Source organism: Rhodococcus ruber (assembly GCF_016804345.1).
GTDB lineage: Bacteria > Actinomycetota > Actinomycetes > Mycobacteriales > Mycobacteriaceae > Rhodococcus > Rhodococcus ruber.
Window position 1 is genome coordinate 417,335 of sequence record NZ_CP044211.1, and the last position, 15,272, is coordinate 432,606.

12 protein-coding genes are annotated in these 15,272 nt (G+C 69.6%); 11 read left to right on the forward strand and 1 reads right to left on the reverse strand.

Features of this window, described 5'->3' with window-relative positions; genetic code table 11:
- Positions 1-4 precede the first annotated feature (4 nt).
- Positions 5-148, reverse strand: coding sequence for a 50S ribosomal protein L34 (rpmH, locus tag F1734_RS01935; protein WP_006934459.1), 144 nt, complete (start codon positions 146-148; stop codon positions 5-7).
- Between the two features lie 605 nt (positions 149-753).
- Here rpmH and dnaA point away from each other — a divergent pair.
- From dnaA to F1734_RS01990, 11 genes are all read left to right on the forward strand, one after another.
- A complete protein-coding gene (dnaA, locus tag F1734_RS01940; protein WP_010595440.1) occupies positions 754-2,400 on the forward strand; it encodes a chromosomal replication initiator protein DnaA in 1,647 nt (548 codons plus the stop codon).
- A gap of 536 nt (positions 2,401-2,936) precedes the next feature.
- On the forward strand, positions 2,937-4,121 hold the full coding sequence (dnaN, locus tag F1734_RS01945) for a DNA polymerase III subunit beta (protein ID WP_010595441.1): 1,185 nt from the start codon (positions 2,937-2,939) through the stop codon (positions 4,119-4,121).
- A gap of 25 nt (positions 4,122-4,146) precedes the next feature.
- Positions 4,147-5,400, forward strand: a complete 1,254-nt coding sequence (gene recF, locus F1734_RS01950; RefSeq protein WP_010595442.1) for a DNA replication/repair protein RecF — start codon at positions 4,147-4,149, stop codon at positions 5,398-5,400.
- Positions 5,397-5,945, forward strand: a complete 549-nt coding sequence (locus F1734_RS01955; protein ID WP_010595443.1) for a DUF721 family protein — start codon at positions 5,397-5,399, stop codon at positions 5,943-5,945. Before recF ends, F1734_RS01955 begins: the two co-directional genes overlap by 4 nt.
- 88 nt (positions 5,946-6,033) lie before the next feature.
- Positions 6,034-6,924, forward strand: coding sequence for a metal-dependent hydrolase (locus F1734_RS01960; protein WP_010595444.1), 891 nt, complete (start codon positions 6,034-6,036; stop codon positions 6,922-6,924).
- The gene (locus F1734_RS01965) at positions 6,921-8,009 is read left to right on the forward strand and encodes a PDR/VanB family oxidoreductase (RefSeq protein ID WP_017681015.1); all 1,089 of its coding nucleotides are present in this window, start codon (positions 6,921-6,923) and stop codon (positions 8,007-8,009) included. Before F1734_RS01960 ends, F1734_RS01965 begins: the two co-directional genes overlap by 4 nt.
- Before the next feature lie 9 nt (positions 8,010-8,018).
- Positions 8,019-8,921, forward strand: a complete 903-nt coding sequence (locus F1734_RS01970; RefSeq protein ID WP_010595446.1) for an alpha/beta fold hydrolase — start codon at positions 8,019-8,021, stop codon at positions 8,919-8,921.
- A 163-nt stretch (positions 8,922-9,084) separates the two neighbouring features.
- A complete protein-coding gene (gene gyrB / locus F1734_RS01975; protein ID WP_010595447.1) occupies positions 9,085-11,118 on the forward strand; it encodes a DNA topoisomerase (ATP-hydrolyzing) subunit B in 2,034 nt (677 codons plus the stop codon).
- Between the two features lie 338 nt (positions 11,119-11,456).
- Complete coding sequence (locus F1734_RS01980; RefSeq protein WP_026137830.1) at positions 11,457-14,471, forward strand: sensor histidine kinase; 3,015 nt, start codon at positions 11,457-11,459, stop codon at positions 14,469-14,471.
- Positions 14,468-14,884, forward strand: a complete 417-nt coding sequence (locus F1734_RS01985) for a roadblock/LC7 domain-containing protein (RefSeq protein ID WP_003936637.1) — start codon at positions 14,468-14,470, stop codon at positions 14,882-14,884. Before F1734_RS01980 ends, F1734_RS01985 begins: the two co-directional genes overlap by 4 nt.
- A 13-nt stretch (positions 14,885-14,897) precedes the next feature.
- On the forward strand, positions 14,898-15,272 hold the full coding sequence (locus tag F1734_RS01990) for a DUF742 domain-containing protein (RefSeq protein ID WP_003936636.1): 375 nt from the start codon (positions 14,898-14,900) through the stop codon (positions 15,270-15,272).

Here is a 15,272-nt window from a genome sequence, read left to right on the forward strand (position 1 = left end):
GGGATCAGGCGGTGAGCGAAGTGCGGCCCTTGCGCCGGCGCGCCGACACGATCGCGCGGCCCGCACGGGTCCGCATCCGGAGACGGAAGCCGTGAACGCGCGCGCGGCGTCGGTTGTTCGGCTGGAACGTCCGCTTGCCCTTGGCCACGGTCAACACTCCTCGAAGTTCTGTGACGCCGGTCGGCGTCCTCGGTCCAACGTGTACGAAAATCGCATGAACACGTGCCGTACGCGAAAAGAGAACACTGCGTGGCAGCACGGATCCGTCACTGCTGTATGAGTGACTGTTCGAGGCTACTCGGCGGCAAGCACGAAATCAAACCGCGGCGCCGCGGCACACGCAAGACGACACGCCGCATGCCATTTTCCCCCCGCGTCACGTTCGCAACACGAAGTCGCGTGACCCCGTTCATGCTCCGGTACGCTCCCGTTCATGGTTTCGCCGGGGCAGTTCCTCGTCGCCCACCACCGCGGTGATCAGGGCCGACTGCTCCGCGGGCACCGGCGTTGCGCCCGGCCGCCGGGCCGGGCGGGAACCCGCGCCCGCAGTCGCTAGCCCGGGCCACGCGCGCCGGGCGTCTCGAGACATGTCACACTGGGCACTTCGGATCCGAGCCGGCCCTCGCACCTGCTCACCCGTCCGCCTCGGCCTCCACAACTCCCAGCCTCATCCACAGGGCGCCACCCTGTGGTTGTCCACATCTGTGGATAATCGTGTGGAATTCGGATCGAGAGAACTGGGGAGGACGCGACGTGAACGACGAGCCGAACGCGCTGGCCGACGTGTGGCCGGACGTCGTCGCGGAGCTGACCGCCGACGGTGAGGGCCTCAGCAAGGGCCAGAAGGCGTGGCTCGCCCTGGTCAAGCCGATCACGCTGGCACAGGGATTCGCACTGCTGTCGGTTCCGTCCTCGTTCGCGCAGGAGGCCATCGAGCGGGATCTGCGCGAGCCGATCCTCCGTGCGCTCCACCGCACCCTCGGGCATCGCGTCGAAGGACTCGGCGTCCGCATCGAGCCGTCCGCGACCGTCGACGACCCCGCCGAGGACCCGTACGCCGTGCCGCGGGACACGCTGCCCCTCGAGGGTCTGCCGCCGGACCCCCGCTCGCCCGAGCCGCACTCGTTCGACACGCGGCCCATCGTCGCCGGCCCACTCGAGTCCCGCCCGCGCGAGTCCGAGCGCCACGACATGGGGCACCCCTTCCGGCGGCGCCGCCCCTCCTCTCTCGACCACGGCATGCTCGAGGTCGACACCGGGGAACTCGAGGAGGTCGACGACGACCGGGAGGCGATGACCGCGGTCCGGGAGTCGTGGCCGTCCTACTTCACGCAGCCGCCGCCCCCGGCCACCGCGTCCCCGACCGGCAGCAGCAGCCTCAACGCTAAGTACACGTTCGACACGTTCGTGATCGGAGCGTCCAACCGGTTCGCCCATGCGGCCGCGGTGGCGATCGCCGAGGCTCCCGCCCGCGCGTACAACCCGCTGTTCATCTGGGGCGCCTCCGGCCTGGGCAAGACGCACCTGCTGCATGCCGCCGGCCACTATGCGCAACGCCTGTTCCCGGGGATGCGGGTCAAGTACGTCTCCACCGAAGAGTTCACGAACGACTTCATCAACAGCCTGCGCGACGACCGCAAGGTGGCGTTCAAGCGCAGGTACCGCGAGACGGACATCCTCCTCGTCGACGACATCCAGTTCATCGAGGGCAAGGAAGGTATCCAGGAGGAGTTCTTCCACACCTTCAACACCCTGCACAACGCGAACAAGCAGATCGTGGTGTCGTCCGACCGTCCGCCGAAGCAGCTCGCGACGCTCGAGGAACGCCTGCGGACCCGGTTCGAGTGGGGCCTGATCACCGACGTCCAGCCGCCCGAACTCGAGACCCGCATCGCGATCCTCAGCAAGAAGGCGCGCATGGACCGGCTGGACGTACCCCACGACGTCCTCGAGTTGATCGCCAGCAGGATCGAGCGCAACATCCGGGAACTCGAGGGGGCGTTGATCCGGGTCACGGCCTTCGCGTCGCTCAATCGGCAGCCGCTGGACCTGACCCTGGCCGAGGTGGTGCTCCGCGACCTCATCCCGGACTCGACGGCTCTCGAGATCAACTCCGCCACCATCATGGCGGTGACAGCCGAGTACTTCGGTACCTCGATCGACGACCTGTGCGGGCCCGGCAAGGCCCGACCGCTGGCCCAGGCCCGGCAGATCGCGATGTATCTGTGCCGCGAGCTCACCGACCTGTCCCTGCCCAAGATCGGGCAGACCTTCGGCCGGGACCACACGACGGTCATGTACGCGGACAAGAAGATTCGCAAGGAGATGACCGAGCGACGGAAGGTCTACGACCAGGTCCAGGAGCTGACCGCACGCATCAAGCAACGCTCCAAGCGCTGAGCTCGCCGACTCGGCACACAGGGCCCGGACGATCGTGTCCGGGCCCTTCTTCGTGCCCGGAACCCGGCCAGAGGGCGGCTGCGGGCGTGATTCTCGAGACGATTCGACGGTGACTCACACCTGTGGACAACGGTGTGTACAACGTGGGATCTTTGTGGACGGACGGTGTACCGATGTTGAACACTCTCGAGCTGTCCACATCCGTCCTCGAGAATTCCTCGAGTTCATCCTCGAGAGTCCGGGTCTCGAGAAGCCCGCCCGACCAGCGTAGACGGTCGTCCGTCCACAGATTCCACAACCCCTATTACTACTTCTGTGTTTTTTCTCGAAGACTTCTCTTTCAAAACAGGGCTGTGGAGGACTCGAGTGCACAGGGTCTCGAGAGCCCTGTCCCCCTCGAGCCTCCGGCTTTCCAACTGATCGACGAGCGCATACCGTGGAGCGACGTCCCCGCTGCCGACGTCGGTGTCGGGGCCTTGTGCCAGACTTCGTTGAATCGATCGACAGCCAGGAACAGCGAAAGGATCCGCGGGGCGATGGAGCTTGGAAGCATGAAGTTTCGTGTCGCTCGCGAGGACTTTGCCGACTCCGTCGCGTGGGTTGCGCGCAGTCTTCCGTCGCGACCGCCGGTGCCGGTGCTCGGTGGCGTCCTCCTCGGCGCGGACGAGCAGGGACTGACCGTCTCCGGATTCGACTACGAGGTCTCCGCACAGGTCCACGTCTCCGCGGAGGTGATCACGTCCGGGCAGGTGCTCGTCTCGGGCCGCCTGCTCGCCGACATCACCCGTGCACTGCCCAACAAGCCCGTCGACGTGGTGCTCGACGGAACGCGAGTGCTCATCAACTGCGGCAGCGCGAAGTTCTCCCTGCCGACGATGCCGGTCGAGGACTACCCGCAGCTGCCCGAGTTGCCGCAGCAGACCGGTTCGCTGCCCGTCGAGATGTTCGCCGAGGCGATCAGCCAGGTCGCCGTCGCGGCCGGCAAGGACGACACCCTGCCGATGCTGACCGGCATCCGGGTCGAGATCGACGGCACCCACATGGTGCTCGCGGCCACCGACCGGTTCCGTCTCGCGGTCCGCAAGATCGAGTGGATGCCCACCGTCGAGGCGGCGAGCGCCGCCGTGCTCGTCCCGGCCAAGACGCTCTCCGAGTCGGCGAAAACCGTTGGCGGATCCTCCAACTCGCCCGTCCAGCTCGCGCTGGGGGCCGGCTCGTCGGTCGGCGCCGAGGGCCTGCTCGGTATCGTCGCGGACGGCCGGCGCACCACCACCCGCCTCCTCGACGCCGAGTTCCCCAAGTTCCGCCAGCTGCTGCCCACCGAGCACACCGCGATGGCCACCGTCGAGATCGCGCCGCTCGTGGACGCGATCAAGCGCGTCGCGCTCGTCGCCGAACGCGGGGCGCAGGTGCGCCTCGAATTCACCGAGGGCGGCCTGCTGTTGTCGGCCGGGGGCGACGACGCCGGCCGCGCGGAGGAGTCGCTCGCGGCGGAGTTCCAGGGCGAGCCGCTGATCATCGCGTTCAACCCCGGGTACCTGCTCGACGGCCTCGGCTCGCTGCACAGCGAGAAGGTGTCGTTCGGCTTCACCACGCCGAGCCGTCCCGCCGTGCTGCGACCGGCGCTCGACGAGGCGCCCGAGCCCGACGCCTCCGGCACGTTCGCCGCCCCGGACAGCGACTACACCTACCTGCTGATGCCGGTGCGCCTGCCGGGCTGACCCGGAGGGAGGAAACGGTCGGCCTGTGTACGTTCGCACCCTCTCGTTACGCGATTTCCGTTCCTGGGAAGCCGTTTCGCTCGATCTTGCGCCCGGACCGACGGTGTTCCTCGGCCGTAACGGACACGGCAAGACCAACCTGCTCGAGGCGCTCGGCTATCTGTCGACGCTGACCTCGCACCGGGTCTCGGGTGATGCCCCGCTGCTGCGGACCGGGACGTCGCGGGCCGTGGTGAGCGCCGTCGTCGTCAACGGCGGCCGGGAACTGGGCATCGACGTCGAGATCAACGAGGGCCGGCCCAACCGCGGCCGGATCAACCAGTCGCCGACGCGGCGCCCGCGGGAGATTCTCGGCATTGTGCGGACGGTGTTGTTCGCGCCGGAGGACCTGTCCCTGGTGCGGGGTGATCCGGGGGACCGGCGCCGGTTCCTCGACGAGCTCCTCGCCACCCGCATCCCGCGGATGAGCGGCGTGCGTGCCGACTACGACAAGGTGCTGCGACAGCGGTCGGCGTTGCTCAAGACGGCCGGAGGTGCGCTGCGCCGCGGCAGCCGGTCCGGCGATGGGTCCAACGCACTGGCGACGCTCGGCGTGTGGGACGGTCATCTCGCGACGCACGGTTCCGAGCTGCTCGCGGCGCGCATCGCCCTGTTGCACGAACTCGCCCCCCACGTCGCCGAGGCATACCGGTCGATCGCCCCCGAGTCGCGGCCGGCGATGCTCCGTTACCGCAGCGCGGTGGGCGAGGCGTTGCCGCCGGAGTTCGCCGACCCGGGCCGCACGCCGCGATCCGACGACCGGGACGTGATCGAGGACGCGTTCCTGACCCGGCTGGCGCAGGCGCGGACGAAGGAGATCGAGCGGGGCGTGTGCCTGGTGGGGCCCCACCGCGACGAGCTGGACCTGATTCTGGGTGACCAGCCGGCCAAGGGCTTCGCCAGCCACGGGGAGTCCTGGTCGTTTGCGCTGGCGCTGCGCCTGGGCGCGTTCTCGCTCCTGCGGGCCGACGGCACGGACCCGGTCCTCATGCTCGACGACGTGTTCGCCGAGCTGGATCGGCGGCGCCGCACCGCGCTCGCCGCCGTCGCGGCCTCGGCCGAGCAGGTCCTCGTCACCGCCGCGGTGCCGGAGGACGTGCCGGCGGAGCTGGCCGCGGTCCGGTTCGGGGTGCGGGCCGAGGACACCGACCGGGGCCGGCTCTCGGTGCTGACCCCGCTCGACGGCGGCGATCCCGCACCGCCGGATCTGGACGGAACCGTGGACGGAGCATTGCGATGAGCATCGAGAACCCGGACGAACAGCCGTCTCAACCGCCGTTGCGCGGGATCGACCTGGCCCGTCGCGCACTGGAGGAGGCCCGGGCGGCAGCGCAGGCGAGCGGCAAGTCGGTGGGGCAGGGACGCGCCTCGCGCGGGGCGCTGCGACCGCGGCGCCGCCGCCGCGGCTGGTCCGGTCCGGGACCCGACGAGCGGGATCCGCAGCCGCTGGGCGCGCTGACCAATGCGATCGCCAAGCAGCGGGGATGGACGGGACGCGTGTCGGAGGGCACCGTGCTCGGGAGTTGGGCGCGCGTGGTCGGCGACGACATCGCCTCGCACGCGACGCCGACGACGCTGCGCGACAAGGTGCTGCACGTCTCGGCTGAGTCGACCGCATGGGCGACCCAGCTGCGCATGATGCAGGCGCAGATCCTCGCGAAGATCGCCGCCGCGGTCGGGCACGGGGTGGTCGAGGAACTGCGGATCACGGGGCCGACGGCGCCGAGCTGGCGCAAGGGGGAGCGGCACGTCCGCGGCCGCGGCCCGCGGGACACGTACGGCTGAACCCGCCCTGGATTTATCTGTAACCCGATGTTACGTTGAAACGTGCCGGTTGTGCGCTGTCCCACACTCCGCATCGGGAGGTACGTCCATGTCCCCATCGCTCACCGAACCGGACCGGGTGCTGCTCCAGGCCCGCGACGTCGAGTTCGACTGGAGCGCCCTGCCCATGCACTGGGTGCCGGGCGATCCGTTCAGCACCCACGTGCTCAACGTCCTGCATCTGCTGCTGCCGGCGGGGGAGGAGTGGTTCGTCGAGACGTTCAAGGAGGCGCTGCCGCTCATCCGGGACGAACAACTGCGCGACGACGTCGTGGGATTCATCGGTCAGGAATCGGTGCACTCCAACGCCCACCAGGGAGTACTCGAGCAACTCGAGGCGAAGGGTCTCGACCCCACCCCGTTCACGGACCAGATGCGGTGGTTGTTCGGACGGCTGCTCGGCCGGCGGCCGCTCACGGGACTGCGGGCGGAGAACTACCTCGTCGAACGGCTCGCCCTCATTGCCGCCGTCGAACACGTCACCGCGTTCCTGGGTGACTGGGTCCTCAACGCAAAGGGTCTCGACGCGGCGGGCACCGATCCGACCATGCTCGACCTGTTGCGCTGGCACGGTGCCGAGGAGGTCGAGCATCGCAGCGTCGCCTACGACGTGATGCGCTACTTCGACCCCGGGGAGGCGCGCCGGATCCGCACGCAGCTCATCGTCACCCCGGTCCTCGTGTGGCTGTGGATCCGCGGTGCCCGCTTCCTGATGGCTCACGACCCCGCACTGGCGGGTGCGCCCGGACATGCTCGCGCACCTCATCTTTCGGACTGGTCCGCGGCCAGTCGACGCGGTACGCTGCCCGGGCCCGTGGACCTCGGCCGGCGCATGTCGCGGTACTTCCGCCGCTCGTACCACCCCAGCCAGGAGGGTTCGACCGCCCAGGCGGTCCGCTACCTGGCGTCCTCGCCCGCGGCCCGGGCGGCGGCCCGATGACCGGACTGCTGCCGCGGCACGGTCGCCCGTCGGACCTGCGGGGCCGGAACCGCCCCGACCGGGCGATGGGCGTGCTCGGATCCGTCGTGGACAGATACCTCAGCCTCGTCACGACGCTCGACTACACCGGTGCCGTCGGAGCCGCCGACGCCGATCGGCAGGTGGATCTGCTTGTGGCGGAGAGGGCTCCCGCGACGGCCGACGGCGACGTGGTGCGGTTGACGCTGCGCGCCCCGGACGGCGCCGAGTTGCCGGCATGGCACCCGGGCGCCCATCTCGACTTCCATCTGCCGTCGGGGCGGCGGCGACAGTACTCGCTGTGCGGGGATCACGAGGACCGCGGCCGATACACCGTCGCGGTCCGCCGGATCCCCGGCGGTGGGGGCGGCTCACTCGAGATGCACGCTCTCGAACCGGGTGACCTCGTGGCCGTGCGCGGTCCGCGCAACGGGTTTCCCTTCGTCGCCGAGGGCCCGGCCCTGTTCGTCGCCGGCGGGATCGGCATCACCCCCGTCCTGGCGATGGCCCGCGCCGCACACCGCGCCGGGATGGACTGGCGGCTCGTCTACACCGGCCGGACCCGGTCCGCGATGCCGTTCCTCGACGAGATCGGGACATGGGACCCGTCAAGGGTTTTCGTGCGGCCGGACGACGAGTTCGGCACGCCGACGGGAGCCGAACTGCTCGCCGGTGCTCCCGCCGGCGGCGCCGTCTACTGTTGCGGGCCCACCCCGATGCTGGACGCCGTGCGCGCCGGCATCGACGCCACCCCGGCGTCGGCCCTGCACTTCGAGCGGTTCGGCGCCCCGCCCGTGGTCGCCGGCCGGCCGTTCGAGGTCCAATTGGCAAGCACCGGAGAGGTACTCGACGTTCCGGCCGACGAATCGGCGCTCGAGATCATCCGCCGGCGCCTGCCCGGCATCGGCTACTCGTGCCGCCAGGGTTTCTGCGGAACCTGCCGGGTGCGGGTCCTGTCCGGCACCCCCGACCACCGCGAGAACCGGCTCACCCCCGAGGAACGTCGCGAGGAGATGCTCGTCTGCGTCTCGCGCGCCGACGGTGGCCGGCTCGTACTCGATCTCTGAGGAGAACGCATGACCACTCGCACCGTCACGAACGGAAACGTCCGGCTCCACGTCGTCGAGGAGGGCAACCCGGCGGGGCCGACGCTGGTGCTGGTCCACGGCTGGCCCGACACCCACGCCCTGTGGGACCGCGTGGTACCCGAGCTGGCCCGCGACTTCCGGATCGTCCGGTTCGACAACCGCGGCGCCGGTGTCTCGACCGTGCCGCGCGACGTCGCGGACTACCGGCTCGAGCTGCTCGCCGCGGACCTGTTCGCGGTGCTCGACGCGGTGAGCCCGGGCGTGCCCGTGCACCTGCTCGGGCACGACTGGGGAGCGGTGCTGTGCTGGGAGGCCGTGTGCGAACCCGGGGCGACCGAGCGGATCGCGTCCTACACCTCGGTGTCCGGGCCGAACCTCGACCATCTCGCTTCGTGGATGCGCCGCCGGCTGCGGGATCGGCGCCCGCTCGGCCCGCTCGAGCAGGCTGTGGCGTCGGCCTACACGGTGCTGTTCCAGACTCCCGGCCTGCCCGTGCCGGCCCTCCGGTGGTGGTTCTCGCGGCACTGGCCCGGATTCGTCGGATTCTTCGACCGCTCCGATCCGGCCCTGATCGGGCCGGTCGCGCCCACGCTGGCCGACGACATGGTGCACGGGCTGAAGCTGTACCGGGCGAACCTGCGCCGGCGCCTGCGTGCGCCGCGCGAGCGGCGCACCGACGTGCCCGTGCAGCTGATCCAGGGGCTGCGGGACCGGGCGGTGCGGCCGGTCGGGTACGAGGACACCGAGAAGTGGGTGACCGATCTGCGCCGGGAACCGCTCGACGCCGGACACTGGTCGCCCCGCTCGCATGCCTCGGAGCTCGCGGCCGCCACCGCGCGCTTCGTGCGCGACGTCGAAGCGCGGCACACTGTCCGAACTCCCGCGCTCTAGCGATTCACCTTCCCGCCCCCGCGACGCCGCGCCTGCGGGCCGGTGAGCGGCGTCGACGGCCCGTTCTGTGTCGGACGGGGCAAGTACGGTTCCGGGCAGTAGGATGAATCCGAATGCGCGCGTGTGCGCGAGGCCCAGGCGGAAGAAGGAGAGCTACCAACCCGTGGCTGCCCAGAAGTCGAACAAGAGCAACAGTGACTACGGTGCTTCCTCCATCACCGTCCTCGAGGGGCTCGAGGCGGTGCGCAAGCGCCCCGGCATGTACATCGGATCCACCGGTGAGCGCGGTCTGCACCACCTGATCTGGGAGGTCGTCGACAACTCGGTCGACGAGGCGATGGCCGGCCACGCGACCAAGGTCGAGGTGACCCTCCTCGAGGACGGCGGCGTGCAGGTCGTCGACGACGGCCGCGGTATCCCCGTCGGGATGCACGCCTCCGGCGTCCCGACCGTCGAGGTCGTGCTGACGCAGCTGCACGCGGGCGGCAAGTTCGACTCCGACGCCTACGCGGTGTCCGGCGGTCTGCACGGCGTCGGCATCTCGGTGGTCAACGCGCTGTCCACCAAACTCGAGGTCGAGATCGACCGCGACGGGTACCACTGGGAGCAGACCTACCAGTCCTCCAAGCCGGGGACGCTGGTCAAGGGTGAGCCCACCCGGGCCACCGGCACCACCGTCCGGTTCTGGGCGGACCCGGACATCTTCGAAACCACGACCTACAACTTCGAGACGGTCGCGCGGCGACTGCAGGAGATGGCCTTCCTCAACAAGGGCCTGACGATCACGCTGACCGATGAGCGTGTCGCGCCGGAGGAGGTCACGGACGAGGTCGTCAGCGAGCTCGCCGAGGCACCGAAGAAGGCCGAGGAGCAGGAACAGGCCGAGATCGAGCAGCAGCACAAGGTCAAGGTCCGCGTCTATCACTACCCGGGCGGCCTCGAGGACTATGTGCGGCACATCAACCGCACCAAGCAGCCGATCCACAACTCGGTCGTCGGTTTCACCGCGAAGGGCACCGGCCACGAACTCGAGGTCGCGATGCAGTGGAACTCGGGCTACTCCGAGTCGGTCCACACCTTCGCCAACACGATCAACACCCACGAGGGCGGCACCCACGAGGAGGGCTTCCGTGCGGCGCTGACCTCGGTGGTCAACAAGTACGCGAAGGACAAGAAGCTCCTCAAGGACAAGGATCCGAACCTCACCGGCGACGACATCCGTGAGGGTCTGGCCGCTATCATCTCGGTCAAGGTCGGCGAACCGCAGTTCGAGGGTCAGACCAAGACCAAGCTCGGCAATACCGAGGTCAAGTCGTTCGTGCAGAAGGCCTGCAACGAGCACTTGTCGCACTGGCTCGAGGCCAACCCGGCCGACGCGAAGACCATTGTGACGAAGGCAGTCTCGTCCGCCCAGGCCCGCGTCGCCGCTCGTAAGGCCCGCGAGCTGGTCCGGCGCAAGTCCGCCACCGATCTCGGGGGCCTGCCCGGCAAGCTGGCGGACTGCCGCTCCAACGATCCGAGCAAGTCCGAGATCTACATCGTCGAGGGCGACTCGGCCGGCGGCTCCGCCAAGTCGGGCCGCGATTCGATGTATCAGGCGATCCTGCCGCTGCGCGGCAAGATCATCAACGTCGAGAAGGCGCGCATCGACAGGGTCCTCAAGAACAACGAGGTCCAGGCGATCATCACCGCCTTCGGTACCGGTATCCACGACGAGTTCGACATCTCGAAGTTGCGCTATCACAAGATCGTGTTGATGGCCGATGCCGACGTGGACGGCCAGCACATCGCGACCCTGCTGCTGACGCTGCTGTTCCGATTCATGCGCCCGCTGGTCGAGCACGGGCACGTCTACCTGGCGCAGCCCCCGCTGTACAAGCTCAAGTGGCAGCGTTCCGAGCCGGAGTTCGCGTACTCCGACCGGGAGCGCGACGGCCTGCTCGAGCGTGGCCTCGCGTCCGGCAAGAAGATCAACAAGGACGACGGCATCCAGCGGTACAAGGGCCTCGGCGAGATGAATGCCAAGGAACTGTGGGAGACCACCATGGACCCGAGCGTGCGCGTGCTCCGTCAGGTCACGCTCGACGACGCGGCGGCCGCCGACGAACTGTTCAGCGTGCTGATGGGTGAGGACGTGGAGGCACGTCGCAGTTTCATCACCCGTAACGCGAAGGACGTCCGCTTCCTGGACGTCTGACCGGGTCTCGCGGGCGCGGAAGGGCGGCGAAAGCGTTGGTGTGACGAGGTTCACACGAACGCTTTCGCCGCCCTTCGGCGCGTCGGCCGCCCGTTCCGGGGCCGCGAATGTTACTGGTCGGTAGAGTTTTCGGCGCGTCGACCGCTTCGAGACACGACTGCCGCCGGTTCGGGGAGTGATCGTGCTCCTTTCGTGATCCGCACTCGGGCGGATATGGTGCGTGCACTCAGGAACGTCTCTTCCGACCACTCCACCCGCAGACGCACCTCCTCGACGCCGAGCGGTGTGGCGCGGGTGTGGGTCGGCGGCGGAAACCGGGTGGAAAGTGAGCTGGAAAGATGAGTGACGAATCGCCACCTCGGCAGCGGTGGTGGAACATCGAAGGGTGGGGCCTTCGCTGGAAGGTGACCGCCGTTCTCGCCGTTCCCGTGACCGTGGCCATGGTCCTGGGCGGACTGCGCGTGCAGCAGGAGCTCTCCAACGCGGTCCACTTCTCGTCCGCTGCCGACCAGGTGGCCGTCGTGCCCGACCTCGTCGATTTCGGTACCGCCTTCGGTACCGCCTCCGCGACGCTGGCTGCCGGGACCGGCGTCACGAACGAGATCGAGAATCTCGACGCGACGCTCGAACGCGTCCGGGCGGTGTCCCGGAATCCGGAGCTGGATCCGGTCATCGCCGCGGACCTCACCCGCACGGTGGCCGCCGCCGAGTCGTTGCGAGACCGCATCGCGGCCGGGGACATCCCGCTTCCCGAGCTCAACGAGCAGACCAACACCATCCGTAAGGATCTGATCCGCATCGTCGAAGCCATCGTCGAGCCGATCGAGGATCCGTCCGTGCTCGCCGAGGGCACCCGCCTCGTCGATGCCTGGGCGTCCCAGCGTTACCTCTTCGACCAGGTGATGGGCATCGTGGCGATCCTGCGGGACCCCGACCAGCCCGGTACCACGCTGGTGTCCGCGTCCGGATCCGAGCTGGCCATGCTCGAGACGCTCGCCCGGTCGTACCCGGCGTCCGATGCGCAGATCCAGGAGCTGCGCAGCGGCGTCGCCGAGCGCACCGCGATGATCGACGCCGCGGGCGCCGGCCCCCTGCCCATCCTGAACCTGCGTGCGTCGCTGCTGGAGAGTGTCGAGGTCTACGGCACCCTCATCGACGAAGCATCCGACGCGATCAGCAGCACCGTTCTCACCCGCGCCTCCGACACCCGCTCCGCCGCTCTGCGTGACACCGCGATCGTGCTCGGCGCCCTGCTCGCCGCCCTGGTCCTGGCGCTCCTGGTGTCGCGGTCGCTCGTCGGCCCGATCCGGCGCCTGCGTTACGGCGCGCTCAAGGTCGCCCGGCAGGAACTCCCCGACGCGATCGACCGCATCAAGGTGGGCGACAACGTCGAGGACATCGAGTTCACCCGGGTCCCGGTGCACACGACCGAGGAGATCGGCCAGCTCGCCCGCGCCGTCGACGACATGCACGGGCAGGCTCTGCGCCTCGCCGGCGAGCAGGCCCACCTCCGCCTGCAGATCAACGACATGTTCGAAACCCTCGCCCGGCGCAGCAAGTCGCTCGTCGAGCAGCAGCTCGGCCTCATCGAACGGCTCGAGTACGAGGAGAAGGATCCGGCCCGGCTCGAGAGCCTGTTCCGGCTCGACCACCTGGCGGCGCGCATGCGCCGTAACGGCGACAACCTGCTGATTCTCTCCGGAACCCGGATGCGGCGCGGTCATTCCGCACCCGTGCAGCTCGGTGACATCCTCCGTGCCGCGATGTCCGAGGTCGAGGACTACCAGCGGGTCCAGATCGGCTCGACGCCCGAAGGCGCCCTCAGCGGTACGGTCGCCACGGACATCGTGCATCTGCTCGCCGAGCTCGTCGACAACTCGCTGCGGGCGTCGCCGCCGGACAGCACCGTGACGTTCAGCTTCGCGCGCGCCGTCGACGGTGGTCTGCTCGTCGAGATCGCCGACCGCGGTATCGGTATCCCGGCCGAGGAACTCGACGCGATCAACGAGCGTCTCGCTCTCGGCGGCGAGGTCGGTCCCGACACCGCCCGTCACATGGGTCTGTTCGTGGTCTCGCGCCTCGCGGCCCGACACGGCCTCACCGTGCGGCTGCGCCCGACGTTCGACACCGCGCGCAACCCGGGCATCACCGCCAGCGTCCACATTCCCGACGTGCTCCTCGTCTCGCCGCTCGCCCTGTCGCAGACCGGGCCGCAGCCGCGCACGGGGGAGGACGGCCGTCCGGCCGAGACCCTCGCGCCGCGGCCACCCCGCGATGTCACAGTCCCGGCCGCGCCGGAACGCGCTCCTGCGCCGGCATCGGCACTGCCGCATCGGGAGCCGGCATCGGCACTGCCGCAGCGGGAGCCGGCATCCGCACTGCCGCAGCGGGAGCCGGGATCCGGACTGCCGCAGCGACAGGCGGCACCCGTGGCCGCGGAGTCGGCCGCAGGTCTGCCACAGCGTCAGCCCGGTGCCACTCCGGGGCTGCCGCAGCGCCGGCCCGGCTCCACTCCCGGTCTGCCGCAGCGTCAGCCCGGTGCCGCACCGGAGCGCCAGCCCACGCCGCTGGCCGACCTGCCCCGGCGTCAACCCGGTCCGACACCGGTCCTGCCGTCGCGTCGCACGGAGACGGTCTCGTCCGCTCCTGCTCCCGCCCCGGCGGCGCCCCGGTCCCCGGGTAGCGGTCTGCCGCAGCGCCGGCCGGGCGCCACGCCGGGTATCTCGCCCCAGCCGGCGGCCGCACCGAACAACGGTGCGCCGGGTAACGGTCTGCCGCAGCGCCGGCCGGGGAGCACCCCCGGTCTGCCGATACCGCCGGCCGCATCGGAATCCGCGCTTGCGCAACGCAATTCCGAACCGTCCGCAACTCGGGACGAAGCGGCCGACGGACAACCGGGTCGCGCCTCCCGGCATCGGTACCGGACGAACCCGGCCAAGACGGCGTCGTTCTTCCAGCCGCGTCCCGATGTCGACACCTTGCGTCCGCATCCCGGTGCCGGCACGCCGATCTTCGCCGACATGATGTCGAGCTGGCTCGTCGATCCGACGAGTCAGCCCGAAGACCGCCGTCCGGAGTGGAACTCACGGGCGGATGCCGGGTGGAGGGCCGCCCAGGAGGCTGCGCAGGCTCCGGTGGAGCAACTCACCACCGCGGGTCTCCCGCGGCGTGCACCCGGTCATAGGCTGGTGCCCGGTGCGGTCGCCTCGCCGGCGACCGGATCCGTGCCGGCTGTCCGGCGGCGCGACCCGGAGGCCATCCGGGCCAACCTGAGCCGTCACCAGCAAGGGGTTCGCAACGGGCGGGCCTCCGCGCACGCGTCCACCCAGACCGACGAACAGGGAGTTCGATGAACATTGACCATGGATCCGACGTGACTCGTCCTCTGGACTGGTTGGTGTCGAACTTCGCGCGCGAGGTTCCCGGCGTCTCCCACGCCGTGCTCGTGTCCGCGGACGGCCTCCTGATGGCGGCCAGCGCACACCTGCCCGTCGACCGTGCCGAGCAGCTCGCTGCCGTCACGTCCGGACTCGCCAGCCTGTCCAACGGTGTGTCCCAGCTCTTCGAGGGCGGCGGAGTGCTCCAGTCCGTCGTCGAGATGCAGCACGGCTACCTGCTGCTGATGAGCGTGGGCGACGGCTCGCACCTGGCGGCGCTGACCGCCTCGGAGTGCGACATCGGGCAGGTCGGTTACGAGATGGCACTCCTGGTCGATCGTGTGGGGGCATCGGTCGAGGCCACTCCGCGCATCGGTCTGGGGTCCTGACGTCGAGGTGGCCATGGAAGAACGCAAGGCGGAGTCGCCGCCGGCCCAGCCCAGTCTGGTCCGGCCGTACTCACTGACCTCGGGGCGGACCAGCCCCGCGGTCGAGCTGGCGTTGGAGGCACTGATCCAGGTCCTCCCGGGCACGGACGACCGTGCCCGGGACCTGGACAACATCAACGCCACGATCGTGGCGTTGTGCAGGGAGTCCCCGTCGGTCGCCGAGATCGCGGCGCGGGTGGGTGTGCCGATCGGGGTGGCGCGCGTACTCGTGGCGGATCTCGTCGAAGCCGGGCATGTACGGATCCTGGCCACCCTGAAAGACGATTCGAGCGACGCGGAGCGTCGTGAGCTGATTGAAAGGGTCCTCAGTGGACTTCGCGAACTCTAA

Coding starts and splice junctions, on each gene's coding strand:
- dnaN (WP_010595441.1), top strand. CDS start 2,937: ATGGAGCTTGGAAGCATGAAGTTTCGTGTCGCTCGCGAGGACTTTGCC.
- F1734_RS01955 (WP_010595443.1), top strand. CDS start 5,397: ATGAGCATCGAGAACCCGGACGAACAGCCGTCTCAACCGCCGTTGCGC.
- F1734_RS01960 (WP_010595444.1), top strand. CDS start 6,034: ATGTCCCCATCGCTCACCGAACCGGACCGGGTGCTGCTCCAGGCCCGC.
- F1734_RS01965 (WP_017681015.1), top strand. CDS start 6,921: ATGACCGGACTGCTGCCGCGGCACGGTCGCCCGTCGGACCTGCGGGGC.
- F1734_RS01970 (WP_010595446.1), top strand. CDS start 8,019: ATGACCACTCGCACCGTCACGAACGGAAACGTCCGGCTCCACGTCGTC.
- F1734_RS01980 (WP_026137830.1), top strand. CDS start 11,457: ATGAGTGACGAATCGCCACCTCGGCAGCGGTGGTGGAACATCGAAGGG.
- F1734_RS01985 (WP_003936637.1), top strand. CDS start 14,468: ATGAACATTGACCATGGATCCGACGTGACTCGTCCTCTGGACTGGTTG.
- F1734_RS01990 (WP_003936636.1), top strand. CDS start 14,898: ATGGAAGAACGCAAGGCGGAGTCGCCGCCGGCCCAGCCCAGTCTGGTC.